This window comes from Caldimonas caldifontis (assembly GCF_002930615.1).
Taxonomy (GTDB): Bacteria; Pseudomonadota; Gammaproteobacteria; order Burkholderiales; family Burkholderiaceae_C; genus Caldimonas; species Caldimonas caldifontis.
On record NZ_PSNX01000015.1, the window covers coordinates 60,081 to 84,341 of the forward strand.

The 24,261-nt window shown below is 68.9% G+C and carries 21 protein-coding genes; 8 read left to right on the plus strand and 13 right to left on the minus strand.

The features are described 5' to 3' along the window. Nucleotides 1-39 precede the first annotated feature (39 nt). Nucleotides 40-243 (minus strand): formate dehydrogenase, encoded by a 204-nt coding sequence (locus C1704_RS14865; protein ID WP_104303527.1) that lies wholly within the window; start codon nucleotides 241-243, stop codon nucleotides 40-42. A 427-nt stretch (nucleotides 244-670) separates the two neighbouring features. Between C1704_RS14865 and C1704_RS14870 the strand changes: the two genes are divergently transcribed. Next, nucleotides 671-2,041 carry a sigma-54-dependent transcriptional regulator gene (locus C1704_RS14870; RefSeq protein ID WP_245876510.1) on the plus strand — a complete coding sequence of 457 codons (1,371 nt, stop codon included), beginning with the start codon at nucleotides 671-673 and terminating at the stop codon, nucleotides 2,039-2,041. Next, complete coding sequence (locus C1704_RS14875; protein ID WP_104303528.1) at nucleotides 2,026-4,062, plus strand: sensor histidine kinase; 2,037 nt, start codon at nucleotides 2,026-2,028, stop codon at nucleotides 4,060-4,062. The genes C1704_RS14870 and C1704_RS14875 overlap by 16 nt, the downstream gene beginning before the upstream one ends. Here C1704_RS14875 and C1704_RS14880 read toward each other — a convergent pair. The 12 genes from C1704_RS14880 to C1704_RS14935 all read right to left on the minus strand — a co-directional run bounded on the left by C1704_RS14880 (nucleotide 4,044) and on the right by C1704_RS14935 (nucleotide 16,674). After that, the gene (locus C1704_RS14880) at nucleotides 4,044-4,826 is read right to left on the minus strand and encodes an SDR family oxidoreductase (RefSeq protein WP_104303529.1); all 783 of its coding nucleotides are present in this window, start codon (nucleotides 4,824-4,826) and stop codon (nucleotides 4,044-4,046) included. The two genes, C1704_RS14875 and C1704_RS14880, sit on opposite strands and share 19 nt — an antisense overlap. 4 nt (nucleotides 4,827-4,830) lie before the next feature. Then, entirely contained in the window at nucleotides 4,831-5,700 is an 870-nt protein-coding gene (locus C1704_RS14885) for a DMT family transporter (RefSeq protein WP_104303530.1), read from the minus strand. 35 nt (nucleotides 5,701-5,735) lie between these two features. Then, nucleotides 5,736-7,352 carry a gamma-glutamyltransferase family protein gene (locus C1704_RS14890; RefSeq protein WP_104303531.1) on the minus strand — a complete coding sequence of 539 codons (1,617 nt, stop codon included), beginning with the start codon at nucleotides 7,350-7,352 and terminating at the stop codon, nucleotides 5,736-5,738. Nucleotides 7,353-7,416: 64 nt separating this feature from the next. Beyond that, entirely contained in the window at nucleotides 7,417-8,691 is a 1,275-nt protein-coding gene (locus C1704_RS14895; protein ID WP_104303532.1) for a DUF3422 family protein, read from the minus strand. 93 nt (nucleotides 8,692-8,784) lie between these two features. Then, nucleotides 8,785-10,293 carry a tripartite tricarboxylate transporter permease gene (locus C1704_RS14900; protein WP_104303533.1) on the minus strand — a complete coding sequence of 503 codons (1,509 nt, stop codon included), beginning with the start codon at nucleotides 10,291-10,293 and terminating at the stop codon, nucleotides 8,785-8,787. Between the two features lie 10 nt (nucleotides 10,294-10,303). Next, the gene (locus C1704_RS14905) at nucleotides 10,304-10,771 is read right to left on the minus strand and encodes a tripartite tricarboxylate transporter TctB family protein (RefSeq protein ID WP_104303534.1); all 468 of its coding nucleotides are present in this window, start codon (nucleotides 10,769-10,771) and stop codon (nucleotides 10,304-10,306) included. A gap of 117 nt (nucleotides 10,772-10,888) precedes the next feature. Continuing rightward, nucleotides 10,889-12,664 (minus strand): GspE/PulE family protein, encoded by a 1,776-nt coding sequence (locus tag C1704_RS14910; RefSeq protein ID WP_104303535.1) that lies wholly within the window; start codon nucleotides 12,662-12,664, stop codon nucleotides 10,889-10,891. Further along, nucleotides 12,661-13,434 carry a methyltransferase domain-containing protein gene (locus tag C1704_RS14915; protein ID WP_104303536.1) on the minus strand — a complete coding sequence of 258 codons (774 nt, stop codon included), beginning with the start codon at nucleotides 13,432-13,434 and terminating at the stop codon, nucleotides 12,661-12,663. Before C1704_RS14915 ends, C1704_RS14910 begins: the two co-directional genes overlap by 4 nt. Further along, the gene (locus tag C1704_RS14920; protein WP_104303537.1) at nucleotides 13,431-13,934 is read right to left on the minus strand and encodes a DNA-deoxyinosine glycosylase; all 504 of its coding nucleotides are present in this window, start codon (nucleotides 13,932-13,934) and stop codon (nucleotides 13,431-13,433) included. The genes C1704_RS14915 and C1704_RS14920 overlap by 4 nt, the downstream gene beginning before the upstream one ends. Then, complete coding sequence (locus C1704_RS14925) at nucleotides 13,931-14,737, minus strand: TatD family hydrolase (RefSeq protein WP_104303538.1); 807 nt, start codon at nucleotides 14,735-14,737, stop codon at nucleotides 13,931-13,933. The genes C1704_RS14920 and C1704_RS14925 overlap by 4 nt, the downstream gene beginning before the upstream one ends. Nucleotides 14,738-14,750: 13 nt before the next feature. Beyond that, nucleotides 14,751-15,425: a lipoprotein-releasing ABC transporter ATP-binding protein LolD gene (lolD, locus tag C1704_RS14930; protein WP_104303539.1), complete on the minus strand. Its 675-nt coding sequence runs from the start codon at nucleotides 15,423-15,425 to the stop codon at nucleotides 14,751-14,753. Continuing rightward, nucleotides 15,418-16,674 (minus strand): lipoprotein-releasing ABC transporter permease subunit, encoded by a 1,257-nt coding sequence (locus tag C1704_RS14935; protein ID WP_104303540.1) that lies wholly within the window; start codon nucleotides 16,672-16,674, stop codon nucleotides 15,418-15,420. Before C1704_RS14935 ends, lolD begins: the two co-directional genes overlap by 8 nt. Before the next feature lie 64 nt (nucleotides 16,675-16,738). Between C1704_RS14935 and C1704_RS14940 the strand changes: the two genes are divergently transcribed. From C1704_RS14940 to groL, 6 genes are all read left to right on the plus strand, one after another. Next, nucleotides 16,739-17,671, plus strand: coding sequence for a hypothetical protein (locus C1704_RS14940; protein ID WP_104303541.1), 933 nt, complete (start codon nucleotides 16,739-16,741; stop codon nucleotides 17,669-17,671). A gap of 10 nt (nucleotides 17,672-17,681) precedes the next feature. After that, nucleotides 17,682-19,394 carry a single-stranded-DNA-specific exonuclease RecJ gene (gene recJ / locus C1704_RS14945; protein WP_104303542.1) on the plus strand — a complete coding sequence of 571 codons (1,713 nt, stop codon included), beginning with the start codon at nucleotides 17,682-17,684 and terminating at the stop codon, nucleotides 19,392-19,394. Nucleotides 19,395-19,488: 94 nt separating this feature from the next. Continuing rightward, nucleotides 19,489-20,709 (plus strand): PQQ-dependent sugar dehydrogenase, encoded by a 1,221-nt coding sequence (locus tag C1704_RS14950; protein ID WP_104303543.1) that lies wholly within the window; start codon nucleotides 19,489-19,491, stop codon nucleotides 20,707-20,709. Between the two features lie 72 nt (nucleotides 20,710-20,781). After that, nucleotides 20,782-21,879 (plus strand): PQQ-dependent sugar dehydrogenase, encoded by a 1,098-nt coding sequence (locus C1704_RS14955; protein WP_104303544.1) that lies wholly within the window; start codon nucleotides 20,782-20,784, stop codon nucleotides 21,877-21,879. Nucleotides 21,880-22,145: 266 nt separating this feature from the next. Beyond that, the gene (gene groES / locus C1704_RS14960) at nucleotides 22,146-22,436 is read left to right on the plus strand and encodes a co-chaperone GroES (protein WP_104303545.1); all 291 of its coding nucleotides are present in this window, start codon (nucleotides 22,146-22,148) and stop codon (nucleotides 22,434-22,436) included. A gap of 53 nt (nucleotides 22,437-22,489) precedes the next feature. Further along, on the plus strand, nucleotides 22,490-24,130 hold the full coding sequence (gene groL, locus C1704_RS14965) for a chaperonin GroEL (protein ID WP_104303546.1): 1,641 nt from the start codon (nucleotides 22,490-22,492) through the stop codon (nucleotides 24,128-24,130). Nucleotides 24,131-24,261: the final 131 nt, after the last annotated feature.

Here is a 24,261-nt window from a genome sequence, read left to right on the forward strand (position 1 = left end):
AGACAGCGAGTCGCTCAGGGCGACTCGCCGGTCTGGCGTTCAGACGCGGGCGGTCTGGTAGTAGCGCTGGACGTGTTCCGTCAGCCGGTAGCCGGAGCGCTGATCAGGCTGGGCTTCGGGCTGCGCCACGGGGGTGGGCTCCTGCCGCACCGGCAGGACAGAGGCCACCGCCGCGACGGCGGCGACCGTGCCGGCGCCCGCGAACAGGCGGCGGCGGCTTTGCTGGGGCTGAGACGCTTTCATCGTGGTCTCCTGGTGGGATGTGAAGAGGACCGACGACGAAACGAAGGTCGCAGCCTCTTGCCTGTTGGTATGTCCCGTATGGTATCGATCGCCGACGCCTCACGCACGGCCTATCGGCCCTCTTGGTGCATACCCTAGGACCTGCTCATGCCCCTGCGGCGCCCCGCACCGGCTCATTTCGGTGACGCAGCATTTCTCGTGCCAGCAAGCTGCTTGTGGACCCGTTCGAGGCCACGACGGGCTGCGCGCGGTGTGCAGCGCAGCAAACCGCCCTGGCGTGCGACAGATTGTCGCGGCCGGACGCGACAATCTGTCGTGACCACCGCACGCACCGGCCGGCGGCCCATGTGGCGCCCAGCCTATGTTTGCGTGCGGTCATCGATAAAGCTGAGCGTCTTTCTCCGCTTTTTTTGGCACCCTAACGCCCGTGAGCTCTCCATCCCCCACCGAACGTCTGGCCGAAGGCTGGCATCTGAGCAGTGTGCTGATCGTCGACGACGAGCAGGGCATGCGCAACTTCCTGGAAAAGACGCTGGCATCGCGCTGCGGCGAGGTGCATGGCGCCGACAGCGCCGAGGCGGCAGAACGGCTCGTGCGCACCCACCGCTACGATCTCGTGATCCTGGACATCACCTTGCCGGGCAAGAGCGGGATCGTCTTCCTGCGCGAGTTGCGCGAGCAGGGTTACACCGGCGAGGTGGTGCTCATCACGGCCTTTGCCGACCTCGACACGGCCATCGAGGCCCTGCGCGCCGGCGCCTCGGATTTCATCCTCAAGCCGTTTCGCATCACCCAGCTGCTCAACGCGGTCAAGCACTGCCTCGAACGCTCGCGGCTGGCTCGCGAGAACTACGTGCTGCGCCGCACCATCACCGAGCGCACGCCCGCCTTCGCGGGGCTCGTGGGGCAGTCGGCCGCGATGACGACGCTCGCCCAGTCGCTGTCGCGCGTGGCCCAGGTGCCCAGCACGGTGCTGCTCAGCGGCGAGTCGGGCACCGGCAAGGAGCTGGCGGCCATGGCCCTGCACCGCAACAGCCCGCGCGGCCAGGGCCCCTTCGTGCCGGTGAACTGCGCCACGATGTCGCCCGAACTGATCGAGAGCGAACTCTTCGGCCACGCCAAAGGCGCCTTCACCGGCGCCAGCAAGAGCCGCGACGGGTTGTTCTACTACGCGCAGGGCGGTACCCTCTTCCTCGACGAGATCGGCGAGCTGCCGCTGCCGCTGCAGGCCACCCTCCTGCGGGTGCTGGACGACCACAGGATCCGCCCGGTGGGCAGCGAGCAGCAGGTATCGGTGGACGTGCGCATCATCGCCGCCACCAACCGCAAGCTGGCCGACGAGGTGGCGGCCGGCCGCTTCCGTGCCGACCTGTACTACCGGCTGCAGGTGGTGGAGCTGGTGCTCCCCCCCTTGCGCGAGCACAAGGAAGACATCCCCGCCCTGGTGACGCATTTCATCGAGACGCTGGCCCCCCAGCTCGGCGTGGAGCCCATTCCGGTGAGCGATGAGGAGCTCGCCTTCTTGCAGCAGTATGACTGGCCGGGCAACGTGCGCGAGCTGCGCAACCTCATCGAGCGCTCGCTCATCCTGGGCTCCTTGAACGTCTCGGCGCTCTACCCCAGCCGCCGGGCCCCGCGCCTGGCGCAGCCGGTCGCCACCGACCTGCACACACTGGAGAAGCAGCACATCCTGGCTGTGCTGGAGTCTGTGCAGGGCGACAAGACCCGTGCCGCCAGCCTGCTCGGCATCTCGCGGCGCACGCTGGAGCGGCGCTGCGCGGAATGGTCGCTGTCGTGAGGGCCGGCGCCTCCTTTGCCCGGCTGTCGATCCGCCACAAGCTGCTGGTCATGGTGCTGCTGCCACTGGCGGTGGTGCTGCCCCTGCTCGGGATGTTGCTGCTGTGGTGGAGCAATGCGGCCATCGACCGGTTGCTCATCACCAAAGTGCGCAGCGACCTGGCCGTGGCCCAGGGCTACTTCGAGCGTGTGCTCGGCGAAGTGGGCACCGGCACCAGTGCCGTGGCCGACTCCCACCGCCTGCACCTGGCCTTGCAGGACCCCGGGCCGGAAGGCATGCAGCCCCTGATGCGTGCGTTCAAGGACCGCGCACGGCTGGACTTCGTGAACCTGCTGGACGCACAGGGCCGACTTGTCGCTGCCGACTGGTACGCCGGCATGAGCCCCGCGCCTGACAGCGGGGATCTGCGCCGGCGCAGCGGCTCGCAGGACCAGCGCCCGCTGGCCAGCGTGGAGCGCCTCAGCCGAAGCGAACTGCAGCGTGTGGCCCCGGCGCTGGTCGATCGGCTGGGCATTGCCCTGGTCCCCACGGAGAATGCGGCCCCCACCGAGCGCACCGAAGAAGACCGCGCGCTCATCGTGCTGGCCACCGCGCCGGTGTTTTCCCCCGACGGGCAACGCCTCGGCACGGTGCAAGGCGGCGTGCTGCTCAACCGCAACCTGGCCTTCATCGACCACATCAACGAGATCGTGTATCCCGAAGGCTCCCTGCCCTTCGGCAGCCAGGGCACGGCCACCCTCTTTCTGGACGATGTGCGCATCTCCACCAATGTGCGGCTGTTCGGCGACGAGCGTGCCATCGGCACGCGCGTGTCGCAGCAGGTGCGCGACGCCGTGCTGGGTCGCGGCTCCACCTGGCTGGACAGCGCCTTTGTCGTGAACGACTGGTACGTCTCGGCCTACCAGCCCCTCCAGGACAGTGCCGGCCAGCGGGTGGGCATGCTCTACGTGGGTTACACCGAGCGCCCCTTCAAGTGGATGAAGTACGCCGCGCTGGCCGGTATCGGCGTGATCTTCTTCAGCGTGATGGTGGTGGCCGCCTGGGTGTCACTGCGGCTGGCACGGGGCATCTTCCGACCGCTCGAACAGATGGCCGGCACGATGCGTCTGGTGGAAGAAGGTCAGGCCCAGGCGCGCGTGGGTCCCCTGCCCTCGCACGACGAGGTCGGGCAGCTCGCCGGCCACCTCGACCACCTGCTGGACGTGGTGGACGAAAAGACCCGCGCGCTGCAGCGCTGGGGCGAGGAGCTCGATCGCAAGGTGGCCGAGCGCACGCGCGAGCTGGAGGCAAGCAATGCCTCGCTGCGCCTGGCCCAGCAGCAACTGGTGCGCAGCGAGAAGCTCGCCGCCATCGGCCAGCTCACGGCCAGCATCGCCCATGAGGTGAACAACCCCATCGCGGTGATCCAGGGCAATCTGGATCTCGTGCGCGAGGTGCTGGGGCCGCAGGCCGAGGCCGTGCGTGCCGAGCTGCGCCTGGTGGACGAGCAGATCGAGCGCATGCGCCTCATCGTCACGCGCTTGCTGCAGTTCGCACGCCCCACCGAGTACGCCGGCTATGTGGAGGCCGTGGACGTGCGCGCGGCGCTGGACGACAGCCTGGTGCTGGTGGGCCACCTGCTGTCCAAGACCCGCATCACCGTGAAGCGCCACGACCAGGCCACCCGGACGGCCGGGCTGAACCGCCAGGAGCTGCAGCAGGTGCTGATCAACCTCATCGTCAATGCGCTGCAGGCCATGCCCGAAGGAGGCGAACTCTCCTTGCGCACCCGCGACTGGGACGACATCGGGGTGGTGATCGAGGTGGCCGACACCGGGCCCGGCCTGAGCGAGGAGCTGCTCGCCCAGCTCTTCCAGCCCTTCGTCACGCGCAAGAAGGAGGGCACGGGCCTGGGCCTGTGGATCAGCCGCAGCCTCGTGGAACGCTACGGCGGCGACATCCGCGCGCGCAACCGCGAGGGCGGCGGCGCGGTCTTCGAGGTATGGCTGCGCACCGAGCCCGATCAGAACGTGCCGGGGTAGGCACCACCGTCGAGGAGCCAGTTCTGGCCGGTGATGTAGCCGGCCTGCTGGCTGCACAGGAAGGCACAGGCCGCGCCGAACTCCTCGGCCGTGCCGAAGCGCCGGGCCGGGATGGCCTGCATGCGGCGCTGCATCGCCTGGTCGGCGTCGAGGCCGGCCTTGGCCGCACCGGCCGCCAGGGTCTTGCGCAGGCGGTCGGTGTCGAAGGCACCGGGCAGCAGGTTGTTCACCGTGACATTGCGCGCCGCAATGCCACTGCGCGCCAGGCCCGCCACGAAGCCGGTGAGCCCGCTGCGTGCGCCGTTGGACAGCCCCAGCACGTCGATGGGCGCCTTCACTGCACCCGAAGTGATGTTGACGATGCGCCCGAAGCCGCGCGCGGCCATGCCGTCCACGGTGGCCTTGATCAGCTCGATGGGCGTGAGCATGTTGGCCTCCAGGGCCTTCACCCACTCGTCGCGGCCCCAGTCGCGGAAGTCGCCCGGCGGCGGGCCGCCCGCGTTGTTCACGAGGATGTCCACCTGCGGGCAGGCGGCCAGCGCCGCGGCGCGGCCCTCCGGCGTGGTGATGTCACCCGCCACGGCACGCACCTCGCCGCGCCCCAGGGCGCGCAGTTCGGCCGCGGCCGCCTCCAGGTCGGCCGCCGTGCGCGCAGTCATCACCACGTTCACGCCCTCGGCCACCAGCGCGGCGGCGCAGCCCTTGCCCAGCCCCTTGCTGGAGGCACACACCAGCGCCCATTTGCCCGCAATACCAAGGTCCATCGTCCTATCTCCATTTCGTCAGTAGCCACACACCCGCCAGCACCAGCACGGTGCCGGCCGCAATCCAGGGGGTGAAGGGTTCACCCAGCACCACCACGCCCAGCGCCAGCGTGGACAGCGGGCCGATCATGCCGGTCTGGGCCGTGGCCGCAGCGCCGATGCGCTCGATGGCCATCATCACCATCAGCACTGGCGCCACGGTGCAGGCCGTGGCGTTCAGCAGCGCCAGCCAGAGCACCTCCACAGGCACCGCCGCGGCCGAGAGCGGGCGCAGCAGCACGAACTGCGCGATGCACAGGGCACAGGCCACCATGCTGGCCCAGCCCACCAGGCGCATCGAGCCCAGGCGCTGCACCATCTCGCCGCTGTACACCAGGTACACGGCGTAGGACACCGCGCTGGCAAACACCAGAAGGCCACCCAGCAGCACGTTGGGGCCCTCGAAGTTCACTTCCTGGCCGAACACCAGCAGCACCCCGGCGTAGCTCACCGCGATGGCGGCGAGCTGGCGCGCACCCACCTTCTTTTTGAAGAGCACCACGCCCAGCGCCAGCACCAGCGTGGGGTTGAGGTAGAGGATGAGGCGCTCGAGGCTGGCGCTGATGTACTGCAGGCCCAGGAAGTCGAGGAAGCTGGCCAGGTAGTAGCCGCAGAAACCCAGGCCCAGGAGGCCCAGCCAGTCACGCCGGGTGAACGGGGGCTGCCCTCGCCCCGACCACCACGCCAGCAGCGCAAAGAAGGGCAGGGCGAAGAGCATGCGGTACATGATGACCGTCACCGCGTCCACGCCATAGCGGTAGGACAGCTTCACGATGATGGCCTTGCCCGAGAAGGCCACCGCGCCGGCCGCAGCCAGCAGCAGGCCGGCGGCCATCGGGGGCCGCGATGTCGCGTCCTGTGCGGCCGCGCTCAAAACCCGACCGCCTGGCCGTCGCGCCGGGGGTCGCTGGCGGCGACATAGCCCTCGACCGACGGGTCGCCCAGGCGCCAGATGAACTGGCCGGCACCGAAGTCCTGGTAGGGGTCCTGCAGTACCTCGATGCGGTGGCCGAGGTCGACCAGCCCCTGCACCACCGTCGGGTCCATGGTGGCCTCGACGTTGAGCGAGAGGCCCTCGTTGTAGCGCCAGCGCGGCGCATCGCAGGCGGCCTGCGGGTTCTGCCCGTAGTCGAGCATGCGCACAAGGGTCTGCACATGGCCCTGGGGCTGCATGTTGGCCCCCATCACGCCGAAGCTCATGACGGGCTGGCCCTCGCGGGTGAGGAAGCCGGGGATGATGGTGTGGAAGGGCCGCTTGCCCGGTGCCACGAGGTTGGGGCTGCCGGGTTCGAGCGAAAAGCCGTGTCCGCGGTTCTGCAGCGAGATGCCATACCCCGGCACCACGACGCCCGAGCCGAAGCCCATGTAGTTGCTCTGGATCCAGCTCACCATCATGCCCTGCTCGTCGGCGGCCGTGAGGTAGATGGTGCCCCCCGTGGGCGGATTGCCAGGGCCGAAGTCCTGGGCCTTGTTCGGGTCGATCAGGCGGGCGCGGCGGGCCAGGTAGGCGTCATCGAGCATCTGCTCGACGGTGACTTCCATGTGCTCGCGCTCGGCCACGTAGCGGTAGGTGTCGGCAAAGGCCAGCTTCATGGCCTCGATTTGAAGGTGCTGCGAGGCCACCGCGTCGCGCGGCAGCGAGGCCACGTCGAAGTGCGAAAGGATGCCCAGTGCGATCAGCGCCGCAATGCCCTGGCCCGAGGGCGGGATCTCGTGCAGCGTGTAGCCGCGGTAGTCGCGCGAGATCGGCGCGACCCACTCGGGCTGCATCGCGGCCAGGTCGGCCTCGGTGAGCGCCGCGCCATGTTCACGCGCAAAGGCCGCGATGGCCGCGGCGATCTCGCCCCGATAGAAGGCCTCGCCACGGGTCTTCGCGATCAGGCGCAGGCTGCGTGCCGCCTCCCTGAAGGTGAAATGCTCCCCCACCTCGGGCGCGCGGCCATGGGGCATGAAGGCCTGGGCAAAGCCGGGCTGCCCCCCCAGTTCGGGCACCGCCGCGGCCCACTTGCCCGCCACCACCGGCGGCACGCAATAGCCCCGATCGGCACAGTCGATGGCAGGCTCCATCAGGTCGGCAAAGGGCAGCTTGCCGAAGCGCTCGTGCAAGGCCACCCAGCCGGCCACCATGCCGGGCACGGTCACCGAATCCCAGCCACGCTTGGGAGGGCGTCGAGCCTCCATGCCCTGCCGCGCAGCGAAATAGTCGCGTGTCCAGGCCGCCGGGGCGCGGCCTGCCGCGTTGAGCCCGTGAAGCGCCTGGCCGTCCCACACGATGGCAAAGGCATCGCTGCCCAGGCCGTTGCTGACGGGTTCGAGAATGGTCATGGCCGCCGCCGCGGCAATGGCGGCATCGACGGCATTGCCGCCCTTCATCAGCATGCGCACGCCCGCCGTGGCCGCGGCCGGGTGCGAGGTCGAGACCAGGTTGCGCGCGAAGACCGGCAGGCGAAGCGAAGGGTAAGGGGTGTCGTACAGGAAGGGTTTCATGGCAGGCCTCGGCGCAATCATCCGATGATTATGCGCGGCCGGCCTTCGTCCTGCAGAGCCGGGTCTATTCGGCCGCGCGCTGGGCCGCCGCATGCAGGCGGCGCATGCCCAGCCACACTGTGAAGGCGATCACCGGGATCGCCACGGCCACCACGAGGTCGGTGTTCCACGGCAGGCCCGCATTCTTTGCCCCCTTCGCAAGATAACCGACGAGGCCTGCACCGTAGTACGTGATCGCCGCAATCGACAGGCCTTCCACGGCCGTCTGCAGCATCAACTGGGCCTTCTGGCGCCGGTTCATCGCATCCAGCAGCGCCTGGCTGCTTTGCTGCTGCTCGATCTCGACGCGGGTGCGCAGCAGGTTGCTGGTGCGCGAGATGCGCTCGGAGAGCTGCTGCTGGCGCCTGGCCGCCCAGGCGCAGGTCTGCATCGCCGGCCCCAGGCGACGGTCCATGAACTCGCCCATGGTCTGCAGGCCGGCCAGGCGGTGTTCGGCCAGCTCGTCGATGCGCCGCTGCACGAGTTCGAAGTAGGCGCTGCTTGCCGAAAAGCGCGCATGGGTGTTGGCGTAGAGGCTCTCGACACGGCCCGCCAGGCCCGTGAGCTGGCGCAGCAGCTCGGGTTCGTGCGAACCCTCGGCATTGCGGATCTGGTCGGCGATCTGTGCAAGCTCCCGTTCGGCATCGGCCAGCGTGGACGACACCTGACGCGCGGCCGGCAGGCCCAGCAGGGCCATCATCCGGTAGGTCTCCACCTCCAGCAGGCGCTGCACCGTGCGGCCCAGGCGCCGGGGGTGCATGCTGGCCGCCACCACCACCACCCGCGCGAACCCGTCCGGGTGCAGGCGGAAGTCGGTGTACACCTCCGCCTGGCCGTCCATCACGATGGAACCGACCAGGCTTTCCTCGGACAGGCCGCCCCGGATCAGCGGGTCGGACCCGTCATCGCGTGAACGCGTGACCACCATGTGGGTGCCCACGAGCCACTGCCCCGGGATGCCACGCAGCCAGTCCTGGGGCACCAGGCTCACGGCCGGCTCGTCGAAGCTGGTGGGGCGTTCCGGCAGCGAGCGCCAGAAGGTGTAGGTCTGGAACTCGGTGTGCTGCTCCCAGCGCAAGTGCACGCCGCCGATGTCCAGGCTCAGATGGCTCGCATCCTCGGCCGGCAGCGGCAGGTGGCGCGCACGCAGCAGGGCGTGCAGGTGCTCGCGCGAGGCGGTCTGGCCTGGCGGGGTGAGCAGGGCCAGGTGCGACAGGCTCAGCGGCGCGGCCAGACGCTCGTAGGGCCGCGCGTGAACCTCGTTGTGCAGAACCTCGCGCAGCGGGTGGGGTGTGAACATGGCTTCTCCTCCTGGAGGCGGATTATCACGGCGGCGCCCCAAGCACAAAGGCCGCCCGGGGGCGGCCTTCTGCGACACGAGGGAAGCAGGCGGTCAGTCCGCTTCCTGGAAGGCTTCCTCGCGCTTGCGCCGGATGTTGGGCAGCAGCACGATGATCACCATGGCGGCGGCAGCCGCCAGCAGGCTCGCCGACAGCGGGCGGGTGACGAAGGCCGTCCAGTCGCCACGCGACAGCAGCAGCGCGCGGCGCAGGTTCTCTTCCATCATGGGACCGAGGATGAAGCCCAGCAGCAAGGGCGCGGGTTCACAGCCCAGCTTGTAGAAGGCATAGCCGATCAGTCCGAACAGGGCTGCCAGATACACATGGAAGTTGTTGTTGTTCAGGGTGTACAGCCCGATGCAGCAGAACACCATGATCGCCGGAAAGAGGAAGCGATAGGGCACCGTGAGCAGCTTGATCCAGATGCCGATCAGCGGCAGGTTGAGAATGACCAGCATGAGGTTGCCGATCCACATCGATGCGATCAAGCCCCAGAAGAGCTCCGGGTTGCTCGACATGACCTGCGGGCCGGGCTGAATGCCCTTGATGGTCATGGCTCCCACCATCAGCGCCATCACGGCGTTGGGCGGGATGCCCAGCGTCAGCATCGGGATGAAGGAGGTCTGCGCGCCCGCGTTGTTGGCCGACTCGGGGCCCGCCACACCGCGGATGTCGCCCTTGCCGAAGCGGCTGGCATCCTTGGCCACCTTCTTCTCAAGGGTGTAGGCCGCGAAAGACGCCAGCAGCGCACCACCGCCGGGCAACACGCCCAACACCGAGCCCAACGCGGTGCCACGCAGAACCGCGGGGGCTGCCATGCGGATGTCTTCCTTGGTGGGCATGAGACCCTTCACATCCTTGGTGAAGACCTCGCGATGCGCCGAGGGCACGCTCAGGTTGGCGATGATCTCGCCAAAGCCAAACACGCCCATGGCGATGACCACGAAGTCGATCCCGTCGGACAGCTCCGCGATGTCGAACGAGAAGCGGGGCACGCCCGAGATCACGTCCGTGTTGATCTGCCCCAACAGCAGACCCAGCAGGATCATGGCGATGGCTTTGATGAGCGAGCCCGAGGCCAGCACCACCGAACCGATGAGGCCCAGGACCATCAGCGAGAAGTACTCGGCCGGACCGAACTTGAAGGCGACCTCGGTCAGCGGCGGCGCAAAGGCCGCGAGCACCAGGGTGGCCACCGACCCCGCAAAGAACGACCCGAGCGCAGCCGACGACAACGCCGCACCGGCCCGGCCTTGCCGTGCCATCTGATAGCCGTCGATGGCCGTCACCACCGAAGAGGACTCGCCAGGCACGTTGATCAGGATGGCGGTGGTGGACCCCCCGTACTGAGCGCCGTAATAGATGCCGGCCAGCATGATCAGGGCGGGCGTGGCGTCCAGCGCGTAGATGGACGGCAGCAGCATCGCGATCGTGGCAACGGGCCCCAGGCCCGGCAGCACGCCGATCAGCGTGCCCAGCAGGCAGCCGATGAAACAGTAGAACAGGTTCTGCAGCGTGAAGGCGGCGCCAAAACCGAGCGCCAGATTGGAAAGCAGGTCCATGACGGTTCGCTCAGTTGCCGGTGAGGAAGGTGGGCCACATCGGGATGATGAGGTTCAACCCCCAGATGAAGATCACCCAGGAACCTGCGGTCAGGATCACGCTGACCACGATGGCTTCGCCCCAGTGGAATTCGTCCCCCGCCAGCGCCGAGATGATCACCAGCAATGGCAGCGAGAGCACCATCCCGAGCCTCGGCAGGCAAAAGCCGAACACCAGGACCGAGGCCAGGATGATGATCAGTGGGCGCCAGCCGATGTGCCCGATCGGGTCTCCCCCGGGGGTTTCGATGGTGAGTGACTTGAACAGCACGATGGCACCCAGCAGCGCCATCAGGAGGCCCAGACCAAAGGGAAAGTAGCCGGGGCCGGGCCGGGCCGAAGAACCGAAGGCGTACTCGGTGGCGCCCCAGGCAAAGGCGATGCCCACGACGATGAACATCAGCCCGGACGCGAAGTCCTTCTGACTCTTGATCTTCACGATCGCTCCTCAGACGGTTGTATTGATATTCGAGGGAATGACGCGGATTCTAGGGAGCGCCCCCCATCGCGGCCCTGTGGAATACACGTAGCAACTGCGCCGGGCCGCCGCGGGATGTCACGCCTCCCAGCTCGGGGTGGCGCGCAGCACCTCATCCAGCGTGGTCAGGCCTTCGGCCACCTTCATCGCACCGGCCAGGCGCAGCGGGCGCATGCCGTCCTGGGTGGCCTGGTGTCGCAAACGTGACAGGTCCGGGGTCTGGGTCAGGTGGGGCTTGAGAGCTTCGCTGACCGTGAGCAGCTCGTACAGGCCGGCACGCCCCTGGAAGCCGGTCATGCGGCATTCGATGCAGCCCACCGGGCGGTGCGGCTTGAAGGCACCGCTCATGCGCCACGGCGCGATGGCGGCGGCCAGGGTGTCGCGGCTGAACGCCTCGTCGGGCTGTTTGCAGTGCGGGCACAGGGTGCGCACGAGGCGCTGGGCCAGCACGCCCAGCACGGTGGCGCTGATCAGGTAGGACGGCACGCCCAGGTCGAGCAGCCGGGTGATGGCCGCGGCCGCGTCATTGGTGTGCAGCGTGGTGAAGACCAGGTGGCCGGTGAGCGCCGCCTGGATGGCCATCTCGGCGGTTTCCAGATCGCGCACCTCGCCCACCATGATGATGTCCGGGTCCTGGCGCATCAGCGCGCGCAGGCCGTTGGCGAAGTTCAGGTCGAGCTGAGGCTGCACCTGGGTCTGGTTGAAGGCGGGCTCGATCATCTCGATCGGGTCTTCGATGGTGCAGACGTTCACCTCGTCGGTGGCCAGGCGCTTGAGCGTGGAATACAGCGTGGTGGTCTTGCCCGAGCCGGTGGGGCCGGTGACGAGGATCACGCCGTGCGGCCGCGTGACGAGTTGCTCCCAGCGTTGGGCGTCGTGGCTGGAAAATCCCAGGGCGTCGAGGCTCTTGACCGTGGTGTCCGGGTCGAAGATGCGCATCACCAGCTTCTCGCCAAAGGCGGTGGGCAGAGTGGACAGGCGCATCTCGACCTCGTCGCCGCTGGGGTTGCGCGTCTTGATGCGGCCGTCGAGCGGGCGGCGCTTTTCCACCACGTCCATGCGGCCGAGCAGCTTGATGCGGCTGGTCATGGCTCCCATCACGGTGAGCGGCAGCTGGTAGACGGTGTGCATCACGCCGTCGATGCGAAAGCGCACCGCGCCCATGTCGCGCCGCGGCTCGAGGTGGATGTCGGAGGCCCGCTGGTCGAAGGCGTACTGCCACAACCAGTCGACCACCTGCACGATGCCCTGGTCGTTGGCATCGAGCTGCTTGGACTTGCCCAGCTCCACCAGTTGCTCGAAGTTGGCCGGCCCACTGACCTGGCCATTCTTCGTGGCGGCCTTGACCGACTTGGCCAGGGTGTAGAACGGGCTGGCCACCACCAGGCGGATGCGCTTGCGGGTGTGTCCCTCGATTTCGTCCACCCAGTCGGTGTCGAAGGGCTCGCAGGTGGCGATCGTGATCTCGGCACTGCCCACCTGCACCGGCAGACAGCGGCGCTTCTCGGCGTAGTTGATCGACATCACGTCGGCCACACGCCCCACGTCCACCTTGAGCGGGTCGATGCGCAGGTAGTCCACACCCGCCCGGCCGGCCAGCCATTCGGTGAGGCTTTCGGTGTCGAGCGGCTTGCCGGTACCCGCATGCAGCAGGCCCACGTTGGCCAGGCGCACCAGCGGGTGCTGGGCGCTGGCTCCGGCGGCCAGACGCTGATGGGTGCGCTGGGCGTCGCCCGGCGTGACCAGACCGTCCTCGCGCAGCCAGTCCACGAGCACCCGCCAGTCAAGCCGGCCCTTGTGGTGGGCCTTGCGGTGGGGTCTGGCAGCAGCGGCAGCGTCGGGCTTGGCGGTCATGAAGAGGACACGGGTTTCATCATGCGCGGCCATTTGCGGGCCGGCAAACCGAAACGAGTTTCGATGTTTTCGGCACGCTCGGCAAGCACGGCACGGGGCAAAGGCGGTACTTCCCGGCAGGCCAGCACGATGGTGTTGCCCTCGCGCGTCGGGCGCAGGCTCCACAGCGTCTCGCCGGGAAAGGCGGCCGCGATGTGGGCCAGGCTGCGCTCGAAGCTGGCGTCGCGGCCGAACAGGTTCACGCTCATCACGCCCCCCGGCGCCAGCAGGCGGTGGCAGGCGCGGTAGAAGTCCGCATCGTCGAGCACGGGGCTGGCGGCCTCATGGTCATACAGATCGACACACAGCACATCGGCCGTGCCCGCATGCGCCGGGTCGGCCACATAGGCCGCCGCGTCGGCCTCGATCACGTGCAGCCGCTCGTCGTCGGGCGGCAGGCGGAACCAGTGGCGGCAGACGTTGATGACCTCGGGATTGAGCTCCACCGCGGTGCAGCGCCAGCCCAGCCTCCTGTGGCAGAACTTGGTGATCGCCGCCGCGCCCAGGCCCAGCTGCACGGCATGACCGTCGTCCAGGGCCTCGGCGGGGCGCATCAGCATCCAGGCCATCATGCGCTGCACGTAGGCCAGTTCGATGTCGTAGGGCTTCTTCACCCGCATGGCGCCTTGCACCCAGGGTGTGTCCAGGTGCAGGTAGCGCACGCCGTCCGATTCGGACAGACTGACCGGAGGTAGTTCAGGGGCGCTCGCGCGCTTCTTGGTGGGGCTCATGCCAGTTGGTGCTGTTCAAAGACGGCCCGCCAGGCCGCGAGCTTGCGCTCGAAGCGCCAGGAGGCATTCGCCGGGCTGGTGGAGGGCAGGCGGTGCACCACCAGGCCCAGGCCGCGGGTGATGCGCATCGCCCGGGCCGATTCGCCGCCATTGTGGGCCAGGGCCTGCAGGCCCGGCGCCCACTCGCGCAGGCGCGCCAACGGGTTGAGCTCGGCGGCTTCGATGGCGCTGTCCAGGCTGCCTTCGCGCCGGCAGCTCGCGTACACGTCCCAGATGCCCAGCCCCCGCTCGCGCACCACGTCCAGCCGCTGTGCATACGGCAGTGCGCGCAGGTCCAGGCCCCACAGCGCCGACAGGAGGGGCCAGAAGTGGTTGCGCGGATGCGCGTAGTACTGCTGCGCGCGCAGCGAGGCCACGCTGGGGAAGCTGCCCAGCACCACCAGGCGGGTGTTCGGCCCGATGACGGGGGCCAGGCCCTGCAGGCGGTCGGCGTCGCTCATGCCAGGGCCGGCCCCAGCACGGCACGGGCATTGGCCGATGTCGCTGCGGCCACCGCCTCCAGGCTCAGGCCGCGCAGTTCAGCCAGCGTGTGCGCAATGCGCGGCAGCTCGGCCGGTTCGTTGCGGCTGGTCTGGCCCGCAGCGCGCTGCTCGGCGGTGCGGTAGAGCCACTGCGGCGGGATGTCGGGCGCATCGGTTTCCAGCACCAGCGCGTCCAGTGGCAACTCGCGCGCCAGCGTGCGGATCTGCAGTGCCCGCTCGAAGGTCATCGCGCCGCCAAAGCCCAGCTTGAAGCCCAGGTCGATGAAGGCCTGCGCCTGCTGGGCGCTGCCATTGAAGGCGTGGGCGATGCCGCCCTTGACGCGCACGCGGCGCAGCTGCTTGAGCAAGGCATCGGCCGAGCGGCGCACGTGCAGGATCACCGGCAGCTCGAAGGCACGGGCCAGTTCGAGCTGGGCCACGTAGTGGCGCTCCTGCACGGCCCGATCCAGGCCCGGCACGAAATGGTCGAGGCCGATCTCGCCCACGGCCACCAGGCGCGGATCGCCCCGATGGCGCGCCAGCGCATCACGCAGGGTCTCCAGCGCATCGGCCGGCTCGGCCTCCACATACATCGGGTGCAGCCCCAGGGCGTAGACGAAGCCATGGGTGTGGGCCAGTCCACGCACGGTGTCGAGGTTGGCGGTGCTCACCGCCGGCAGCACGAGGCACCCCACCCCCAGCGCCTTCGCGCGTGCCACCACCGCCTCGCGGTCGGCATCGAACTCGGCCGCGTCCAGGTGGCAGTGGGTGTCGATCCACATGGCGCGCGGGCGTTCAGACGAGCACGCCCGCCCTCAGCCGCAGCTGGCGGTCGCAGCGCTCGGCCAGCTCCTCGTCGTGCGTGACCATCACGAAGGCCGTGCCCTGGTCGCGCGCGAGCGACAACATCAGCGCAAAGATGCCGTTGGCCGTCTCACGGTCGAGGTTGCCGGTGGGTTCGTCGGCCAGCACGCAGGCCGGCTGGGCCACCAGGGCGCGGGCGATGGCCACGCGCTGGCGCTCGCCGCCCGACAGTTCGGCCGGCCGGTGCAAGGCCCGCTCGGCCAGGCCCACCTTGGCCAGCACCGCCTGGGCCCGGGCCTGGGCCTCGGGCACGGGCAGGCGCCGGATGCGCAGCGGCATGGCCACGTTGTCCAAGGCAGTGAACTCGGGCAGCAGGTGGTGGAACTGGTAGACGAAGCCCAGGTGCCGGTTGCGCCACTCGCCCTGGGCCGAGGCACCCAGGCTCGCGAAGTCGCGCCCCTGCAGCACCACCCGCCCCTGGGTGGGGGCATCGAGCCCGCCCATCAGGTGCAGCAGCGTGCTCTTGCCCGAGCCCGAGGCGCCCACGATGGCCAGCGTTTCGCCGGCCTGCACCTGCAGGCTCACACCGCGCAGCACGTGCACGTCCAGCGGGCCCTCGTGGAAGCGCTTGTGCAGGCCTTCGGCGCTCAACACCACCTCACTCATAGCGCAGCGCCTCCGCCGGTTGCACCCGGCTGGCCCGCCAGCTCGGGTACAGCGTGGCCACGAAGGCCAGCACGAGCGAGATCACGCCGATGGGCACGATGTCAGCCATCTGGGGGTCGCTGGGCATGCGGCTGATAAGGTAGATGCTGCCGGGCAGGAAACTCGCGTTGAAGAGCCGCTCGATCGCCGGCACGATCACGTCGATGTTGAAGGCCACCAGCAAGCCCAGCAGCAGGCCGCCCAGCGTGCCGATGATGCCGCTGGCTGCGCCTTGCACCATGAAAATGCCCATGATGGAACGCGGCGTCGCGCCCAGGGTGCGCAGGATGGCGATGTCGGCGCGCTTGTCGGTCACTGTCATCACCAGCATCGACACCAGGTTGAAGGCCGCCACCGCCACGATGAGCGTGAGGATGATGAACATCATGCGCTTTTCCAGCTGCACGGCGTCGAACCAGTTGCGGTTGGTGCGCGTCCAGTCGCGCAGGTAGAGATCCCCGCTGAGCTGCGTCGCCAGTTCCTGGGCCACCTGGCGGGCCCGGTGGAGATCGGCCAGGCGCAGCTGCACGCCGGTGGGCCCGGCCACGCGGAACAGCCGGGCTGCGTCGTCCAGGTGCATCAGCACCAGACCACTGTCGTATTCATAGTGGCCGGCCTCGAAGGTGCCCACCACGGTCATCTGTTTCAGGCGTGGCACCACGCCGGCCGGCGTCACCTGGCCGCTGGGCGAGACGATGGTGACGCGGTCGCCTTCGCGCACCCCCAGCGATCGCGCCAGTTCTGCCCCCAGCACCACGCCCCAGCCGTCGGGTTGCAGGCGGGCCAGCACGGTGTCCTTGAGCTGGGCGGCCAGCGGGGTCACGTTGGGCTCGTGTTCGGGCGAGATGCCGCGGATGATGGCGCCGCGCATGTCCTCGCCGCGCGCCACCAGGGCCTGGGCGGCCACATAGGGGGCCGCACCCAGCACCTGCGGGTTCGCCAGGGCCTCGTTGGCCGTCTGTTCCCAGTTGGGCAGGGCCTGCCCGTCAGCCGAGAACACCTCGATGTGCGCGATCACCGACAGCATGCGGTCGCGCACCTCCTTCTGGAAGCCGTTCATCACCGACAGCACGATGATGAGCGCCGCCACCCCCAGCGCGATGCCCAGCATGGACACGCCGGAGATGAAGGAGATGAAGCCGTTGCGCCGGGTGGCGCGGCCGGCGCGCGTGTAGCGCCAGCCGATCTGCAGTTCGTAGGGCCAGTTCATGGAAGGCAAGGACATCGCCCGCAGGCAGGCGCCGATGCTACCCGAGCCGGGATAATGGCGGGCCATGCATCTGCTGATTCCCCACGCTTCGGCGCTGTCCGAGGCCGCCCGCGCCGTCGTGCGCGACCTCGCCCTGCCCCACCTGGGCCGCCTGCTCGCCCGCCTGAGCCCGGTGTGGCGCAGCGAGGGTGACGAGTACAGCCTGTCCATGCCCCACGAACGGGCCCTGGCCCTGGCCTGGGGCTACGCCGGCCCCGACGGCGGTCTGCCCTGGGCCGCCCATGCCGCGGCCGCCGACGGCATCGCCACCGACGACCTGTGCTGGGGCCTGCTCACGCCCGCCCACTGGCATGCCGGTGCCGACGAGGTGACGATGCTGCCGCCCGAATCGCTGCACCTCGACGAAGCCGCTTCGCGCGAGGCGCTGGAAGCCGTGCGCGAACTCTTCGAGGACGAAGGCTGGCTGCTGGTCTATGGCGCCCCGCTGCGCTGGTACGTCGCCCACGAAAGCCTGGCCGAGCTGCCCACGGCCAGCGTGGACCGCGTGATCGGCCGCAACGTCGACCTGTGGATGCCCGACCACCCCCAGGCCCGCCTGGTGCGGCGGCTGCAGCAGGAGGTGCAGATGCTGCTCTACACCCATCCGCTCAACGAACGCCGCGAGGCCGCCGGACGGCTGTCCATCAACAGCTTCTGGCTGAGCGGCTGCGGGCCGCGCCAGCCGATGCAGCCCGCCCCCAACCTGCAGGTGGACGACCGCCTGCGCGAGCCCCTGATGCGTGAAGACTGGACCGGCTGGGCCGAGGCCTGGCAGGCCCTGGACGCGGGTCCGCTGCGCGAGGCCTGGGAGCGGGTGCAGGCCGGCGAGGACCTGCGCCTGACCCTGTGCGGCGAACGCCATGCCCAGGCCTGGGCCCGCACCCCCCGCGCCTGGTGGCAGGCCCTGCGCAGCCGCTGGTCTGCGCCGGCCCCAGCGGCCGTGCTGGACGCTCTGTGAGGCCGCGCCGATGAAGATCACCACCCGCGACACTCCGCCGCGCACGGCCTGGGCGCTGGAGCAGGCCGGCGTCCACCCCCTGCTGGCCCGCCTTTATGCCGCCCGCGGCATCCGCAGTGCCGACGAGCTGGACGACTCGCTCGCCCGACTGCTGCCGCCGCAGCAGCTGAAAGGCGCTGCCGACGCGGCCATCTGCCTGGCCGATGCGCTGACCGCCGGCCAGCGGATGTGCGTGGTGGCCGACTACGACTGCGACGGCGCCACCGCCTGCGCCGTGGCCCTGCGCGGCCTGAAGCTGCTGGGCGCGCGGCCCGACACCCTCAGCTACGTCGTGCCCGACCGCGCCGTGCACGGCTACGGCCTCACGCCGACCATCGTCGACCTGGCGATGGCCCAGCGTCCCGACGTGCTCATCACCGTGGACAACGGCATCGCCAGCCTGGAGGGCGTGGCCCATGCCCGCGCGCTGGGCCTGCGCGTGGTGGTGACCGACCACCACCTGCCCGCCCTGGTGAACGGCGAGGTCGTGCTGCCCGACGCCGACGTGATCGTGAACCCCAACCAGCCCGGCTGCCCCTTCGAGAGCAAGCACCTCGCTGGCGTGGGCGTGATGTTCTACGTGCTGCTGGCGCTGCGCGCCGAGCTGCGCCGGCGCGGTGCCTTCGAGGGCGCCTCGCAGCCGCGCCTGGACACCCTGCTCGACCTCGTCGCCCTGGGCACCGTGGCCGACGTGGTCAAGCTCGATGCCAACAACCGGCGCCTCGTCGCCCAGGGGCTCAAGCGCATCCGCACCGGGCGCATGCACCCCGGCGTGGCCGCGCTCTTTGCCGCCGCGGGCCGCCGCGCCGAACGTGCCGGCGCCTTCGACTTCGGCTTTGCGCTGGGCCCGCGCATCAACGCCGCCGGCCGTCTGGCCGAGATGACCTTGGGCATCGAATGCCTGCTCACCGACGACCCCGGCCGCGCGGCCGAGCTGGCGCAGCGGCTCGACGGCATCAACCGCGAGCGGCGCAGCGTGGAAGCCGGCATGCGCGAACAGGCCGAGGCCCTGCTGGAGCGCCTGATGCCCGCCGGTGACCCCCCGCCCGCCGTGGCCCTGTACGACGCCGAGTTCCATGAAGGCGTGGTGGGCATCGTCGCCTCGCGGGTCAAGGACCGCGTGCACCGCCCCACCTTCGTCTTCGCCCGCGGCCAGGACGGCCTGCTCAAGGGCTCGGGCCGCTCCATCCCGGGCTTTCACCTGCGCGATGCGCTCGACCTCGTGAGCAAGCGCCACCCCGGCGTGCTGCGCAAGTTCGGCGGCCACGCCATGGCGGCCGGCTGCACCGTGGGCGAGGACGATTTCGTCACCTTCGCCCAGGCCTTCGCCACCGTGGCCAGCGAATGGCTCGACGACAGCCTGCTGGCGCGCACCGTGGCCACCGACGGCCCGCTGGAGCCGCAATGGTTCCGGCCCGACGTGGTGCAGATCCTGGAACAGGAAGTCTGGGGCCAGGCCTTCGAGGCGCCGGTTTTCTGCGACGAGGTGGAAGTGGTGTCGCAGCGCATCGTCGGCGAACGCCATCTCAAGCTCACCGTGCGCCACGCCGGCACCCTGCGCGAAGCCATCTGGTTCGGCCACAGCGACCCCCTGCCCGAACGCGGCCGCCTGGCCTACCGTTTGTCCCTGGACGAATACAACGGGCAGCAGCGGGTGCAGATGGTGGTGGAAGCGCTGGGCTGACCCCCTCGACCAGGGGGACGGGTTGCGACTTGTCACCCCTGTGTTCCACCGCTGGCACTAGGCTGTGACGTTCCGACGCGAAGGAGCTGCCGCCATGCCCGCCCTGCCACCCCCAATCCCCGCCGGTCCCGACGACGCTGAACGACGCCGCCTGCTCATGCGCGCTGGGCGCTACGCCGCCGCCGTCGCCACCCTTTCGGCCTGCGGCGGTGGCAGCGACGCCGGCACCCCCGGCACGCCACCGCCCCCGCCGCCGCCGGGCCCCCCGCCCGTGATCACCCCGGTGGTCACCGGCCTCCAGCAGCCCTGGAGCCTGGCCTTCCTGCCCGATGGCAGTGCCCTCGTCACCGAGAAGGCAGGACAGTTGCGCCGGGTCAGCACCACCGGCGACGTGTCCTCCCCCATCAGCGGCGTGCCGGCCGTCTTCTACATGACGAACAGCCAGGGCGGCCTGCTCGACGTGGTGCTGGATCCGAACTTCGCCAGCAACCGGCGCATCTACCTTTCCTATGCCGAGCCCGACCAGGGTGGCGGCCTCACCGGGGCCGCCACCGCCGTGGCGCGTGCGGTGCTGAGTGCCGACCACACCAGCCTCAGCCAGGTGACGGTCATCTACCGGCAGACCCCGCGCTTCAACGGCGACGGCCACTTCGGCTGCCGCCTCGCCTTCCGCCCTTCCGACGGCACGCTCTTCGTGACGCTGGGCGACCGGCAGACGAACACCGACGCCCCCCAGCGCACCGACAACCACCTTGGCAAGGTGGTGCGCATCGACACCAACGGCGGCAACCCTGGCAACAACTTCAGCGGCCTGATCTGGAGCCGGGGGCACCGCAACCCGCAGGGCGCCGCCATCCACCCCGACACCGGCGAGCTGTGGATCAGCGAGCACGGCCCGCTGGGCGGCGACGAGATCAACCGCGTGGTGCAGGGCGGCAACTACGGCTGGCCGCTGAAAAGCTATGGCTGCAACTATGGGCAAACACCCAGCGAAGCCTGTCGCATCGGTGGCGGCACGCACGCCCCGACCTTCGTCGAGCCGGTCCACTACTGGGTGCCCATCTCGTGTGCGCCCGCCGGCATGTGCTTCTACACCGGCGATCGCTTCCCGGAATGGCGCGGCAACCTCTTCGTGGGCACCATGGCCGACCAGCGCAGCCTGCGCCGGATCACCCTGAACGGCAACGCCTTTGCCGGGGAAGAGCAGCTGTTCCGATCGCTCAACGTGCGCGTGCGCGACATCAAGCAAGGGCCCGACGGCTGGCTCTACCTGCTGGAAGAAAGCAACGGCCGCATCCTGCGCATCCACCGCTGAAGCCCCGACGGGCGCAGGGAACCCGCGCCCGGTGGCAGACTCCGACAGAACAACCTTCCGTCGGAGCTGCCCATGCGATTTCAACGCCTTCTGCTGGCCGCCACGCTCGGCCTGGCCACGGTGCTGGCCCAGGCCCAGGCCCTCAAACCTGTCAGCGTGGCCCGCGGGCTGCAGCATCCCTGGGGCCTGGCCTTCCTGCCCGATGGGCGGATGCTCGTCACCGAACGGCCGGGCCGGCTGCGCATCGTCTCGCCCGACGGTACGCTCAGCGCACCCGTGGCCGGCGTGCCCAAGGTCGATGCGCGTGGCCAGGGCGGTCTGCTCGACGTGGCGCTCGATCCCGAGTTCGCCACCAACCGCCTCGTCTACCTGAGCTACAGCGAGCCCGGCGAGGGTGGCAACAGCACCGCCGTGGCGCGCGGGCAGCTGGAAGGCAATGCACTCACCAATGTGCAGGTGATCTTCAGCCAGCAACCCAAGATCAACAGCGCCGCCCACTTCGGCTCGCGCCTGGTGTTCGCGCGCGACGGGCGCCTCTTCATCACCCTGGGCGACCGCTTCGGCCAGCGTGACGAGGCACAGAACCTCGCCAACCACATCGGCAAGGTGGTGCGCATCGAGCGCGACGGCCGCGTGCCCAGCGACAACCCCTTCGTGGGCCGCAACGACGCCCGCCCCGAGATCTGGAGCTACGGCCACCGCAACGTGCAAGGCGCCGCGCTGCACCCGGCCACCGGCGAACTCTGGACCCACGAACACGGCCCCCAGGGCGGCGACGAGCTCAACCTCACCCAGGCCGGCCGCAACTACGGCTGGCCCGTGGTCACCTCGGGCCGCGAATACGGCACCGGCTTCAAGATCGGCGAAGGCACGAGCAAGAGCGGCATGGAAGACCCGCTGCGCCAATGGCTGCCCCGCTCGGTGGCCCCCAGCGGCATGGTCTTCTACACCGGCGAGCGCTACCCGCAGTGGAAAGGCAACCTCTTCATCGGCACCCTGCGCGAACAGGCCCTGATCCGCCTCGAACTCGACGGCACGCGCGTGGTGCGCGAAGAACGCCTGCTCACCAACCTGCGCGAACGCATCCGCGACGTGCGCCAGGGGCCCGACGGGTGGCTTTACATCCTGACGGACAACAACGATGGGCAGGTGCTGAGGTTGGAGCACTGAGGCGCCGCTGACAAACGGTTCCGCCACAGACGGCCCACGCATCGTGAGCCTGCCCATCCCTGCCGGGCCCCTGCGCTGATCGCCCCCCTTGAAGAAGCTCCACCCACCCCTATAATTCGTCGCTGTTAGCACTCACCAAACATGAGTGCTAATGATCCCGGGGCCGGCGAAGCTGGCACTTCTGCCTGGTGATCATGCCTTTCAAGTTGGCGCTCACTTGCGTCAACGTCCATATAGAAGTTGGTTCTCACTCTTTAGGAGATGTCATGAAACTTCGTCCTCTGCACGATCGCGTGATCGTCAAGCGCCTGGAAAACGAAACCAAGACCGCCTCGGGCATCGTCATCCCCGACAACGCCGCCGAGAAGCCCGACCAGGGCGAGGTCCTGGCCGTGGGCCCGGGCAAGCGCAATGAGAAGGGCGACTTCGTGGCCCTGAACATCAAGGTTGGTGATCGTGTGCTGTTCGGCAAGTACAGCGGCCAGACCGTCAAGGTCGATGGCGACGAGCTGCTGGTCATGCGCGAGGAAGACCTCTTCGCCGTGGTCGAGAAGTAAGTTCTCGCACCCCTGTCTGAACAGATCCCTGTAACGAATCCGGAGAACTCCAAATGGCAGCAAAAGACGTCGTTTTCGGCGGTGAAGCCCGCGCCCGCATGGTTGAAGGCGTGAACATCCTGGCCAATGCGGTCAAAGTGACCCTGGGCCCCAAGGGCCGCAACGTGGTGCTCGAGCGCTCGTTCGGCGCCCCCACCGTGACCAAGGACGGTGTGTCGGTGGCCAAGGAAATCGAGCTGAAGGACAAGCTTCAGAACATGGGCGCCCAGATGGTCAAGGAAGTCGCTTCCAAGACCAGCGACAACGCCGGTGACGGCACCACCACCGCCACCGTGCTGGCCCAGGCCATCGTGCGCGAAGGCATGAAGTACGTGGCCGCCGGCATGAACCCGATGGACCTCAAGCGTGGCATCGACAAGGCCGTCAGCGCTCTGGTCGAGCAGCTGAAGAAGGCGTCGAAGGCCACCACCACCAGCAAGGAAATCGCCCAGGTGGGCGCCATCTCCGCCAACTCTGATGAGTCCATCGGCAAGATCATTGCCGACGCCATGGACAAGGTGGGCAAGGAAGGCGTGATCACCGTGGAAGACGGCAAGAGCCTGGAAAACGAGCTGGATGTCGTGGAAGGCATGCAGTTCGACCGCGGCTACCTGTCGCCCTACTTCATCAACAACCCTGAAAAGCAGGCCGCGATCCTCGAGAACCCGTTCGTGCTGCTGTTCGACAAGAAGATCAGCAACATCCGTGACCTGCTGCCCACGCTGGAGCAGGTGGCCAAGGCGGGCCGCCCGCTGCTGATCGTCGCCGAGGAAGTCGAAGGCGAAGCCCTGGCCACGCTGGTGGTCAACACCATCCGCGGCATCCTGAAGGTCGTGGCCGTCAAGGCCCCCGGCTTCGGCGACCGTCGCAAGGCCATGCTGGAAGACATCGCCATCCTGACCGGCGGCAAGGTGATCTCCGAGGAAGTGGGCCTGACGCTCGAGAAGGTGCAGCTGGCCGACCTCGGCCAGGCCAAGCGTGTGGAAGTGGGCAAGGAAAACACCACCATCATCGATGGTGCCGGTGCCGCTGCCGACATCGAGGCCCGCGTGAAGCAGATCCGCATCCAGATCGAGGAAGCCACCTCCGACTACGACCGTGAGAAGCTGCAAGAGCGCGTGGCCAAGCTGGCCGGCGGTGTGGCCGTGATCAAGGTCGGCGCGGCCACCGAGGTCGAGATGAAGGAGAAGAAGGCCCGCGTGGAAGACGCGCTGCACGCCACCCGCGCTGCGGTGGAAGAAGGCATCGTCGCCGGTGGTGGCGTGGCCCTGCTGCGCGCCCGTCAGGCTGCTGGCGAAATCAAGGGTGACAACCCCGACCAGGACGCCGGCATCAAGCTGGTGCTCAAGGCCGTCGAAGCCCCGCTGCGCGAGATCGTGGCCAACGCCGGTGGCGAGCCCTCCGTCGTGGTGAACGCCGTGCTGGCCGGCAAGGGCAACTACGGCTTCAATGCCGCCAACGACACCTATGGCGACATGATCGAGATGGGCATCCTGGACCCGACCAAGGTGACCCGCACGGCCCTGCAGAACGCCGCTTCCGTGGCCTCGCTGATGCTGACGACCGAAGCCATGGTCGCCGAAGCGCCGAAGGACGAGGCCCCTGCAGCCGGCGGCATGCCCGGCGGCATGGGCGGCATGGGCATGGACATGTAAGTCTTTCCCAGGCTTTCGCCTCGAAAGGGCCGCTTGCGCGGCCCTTTTTCATTGGGAGGACATGTTTCGATGCCCTTTCACCTTGATCTTCCGGGTTGCATGCGGGCACGTTCGGCCCCAACATTGCGCAT

Bases quoted from the DNA above. Each gene is read 5' to 3' on its own strand.
- C1704_RS14875 (WP_104303528.1), top strand. From the start codon at position 2,026: ATGGTCGCTGTCGTGAGGGCCGGCGCCTCCTTTGCCCGGCTGTCGATC.
- C1704_RS14895 (WP_104303532.1), bottom strand. From the start codon at position 8,691: ATGTTCACACCCCACCCGCTGCGCGAGGTTCTGCACAACGAGGTTCAC.
- C1704_RS14910 (WP_104303535.1), bottom strand. From the start codon at position 12,664: ATGACCGCCAAGCCCGACGCTGCCGCTGCTGCCAGACCCCACCGCAAG.
- groL (WP_104303546.1), top strand. From the start codon at position 22,490: ATGGCAGCAAAAGACGTCGTTTTCGGCGGTGAAGCCCGCGCCCGCATG.
- recJ (WP_104303542.1), top strand. From the start codon at position 17,682: ATGAAGATCACCACCCGCGACACTCCGCCGCGCACGGCCTGGGCGCTG.
- C1704_RS14925 (WP_104303538.1), bottom strand. From the start codon at position 14,737: ATGTGGATCGACACCCACTGCCACCTGGACGCGGCCGAGTTCGATGCC.
- C1704_RS14890 (WP_104303531.1), bottom strand. From the start codon at position 7,352: ATGAAACCCTTCCTGTACGACACCCCTTACCCTTCGCTTCGCCTGCCG.
- C1704_RS14885 (WP_104303530.1), bottom strand. From the start codon at position 5,700: ATGGCCGCCGGCCTGCTGCTGGCTGCGGCCGGCGCGGTGGCCTTCTCG.
- C1704_RS14935 (WP_104303540.1), bottom strand. From the start codon at position 16,674: ATGAACTGGCCCTACGAACTGCAGATCGGCTGGCGCTACACGCGCGCC.
- lolD (WP_104303539.1), bottom strand. From the start codon at position 15,425: ATGAGTGAGGTGGTGTTGAGCGCCGAAGGCCTGCACAAGCGCTTCCAC.
- C1704_RS14865 (WP_104303527.1), bottom strand. From the start codon at position 243: ATGAAAGCGTCTCAGCCCCAGCAAAGCCGCCGCCGCCTGTTCGCGGGC.
- C1704_RS14880 (WP_104303529.1), bottom strand. From the start codon at position 4,826: ATGGACCTTGGTATTGCGGGCAAATGGGCGCTGGTGTGTGCCTCCAGC.
- C1704_RS14900 (WP_104303533.1), bottom strand. From the start codon at position 10,293: ATGGACCTGCTTTCCAATCTGGCGCTCGGTTTTGGCGCCGCCTTCACG.
- C1704_RS14920 (WP_104303537.1), bottom strand. From the start codon at position 13,934: ATGAGCGACGCCGACCGCCTGCAGGGCCTGGCCCCCGTCATCGGGCCG.
- groES (WP_104303545.1), top strand. From the start codon at position 22,146: ATGAAACTTCGTCCTCTGCACGATCGCGTGATCGTCAAGCGCCTGGAA.
- C1704_RS14915 (WP_104303536.1), bottom strand. From the start codon at position 13,434: ATGAGCCCCACCAAGAAGCGCGCGAGCGCCCCTGAACTACCTCCGGTC.
- C1704_RS14950 (WP_104303543.1), top strand. From the start codon at position 19,489: ATGCCCGCCCTGCCACCCCCAATCCCCGCCGGTCCCGACGACGCTGAA.
- C1704_RS14955 (WP_104303544.1), top strand. From the start codon at position 20,782: ATGCGATTTCAACGCCTTCTGCTGGCCGCCACGCTCGGCCTGGCCACG.
- C1704_RS14940 (WP_104303541.1), top strand. From the start codon at position 16,739: ATGCATCTGCTGATTCCCCACGCTTCGGCGCTGTCCGAGGCCGCCCGC.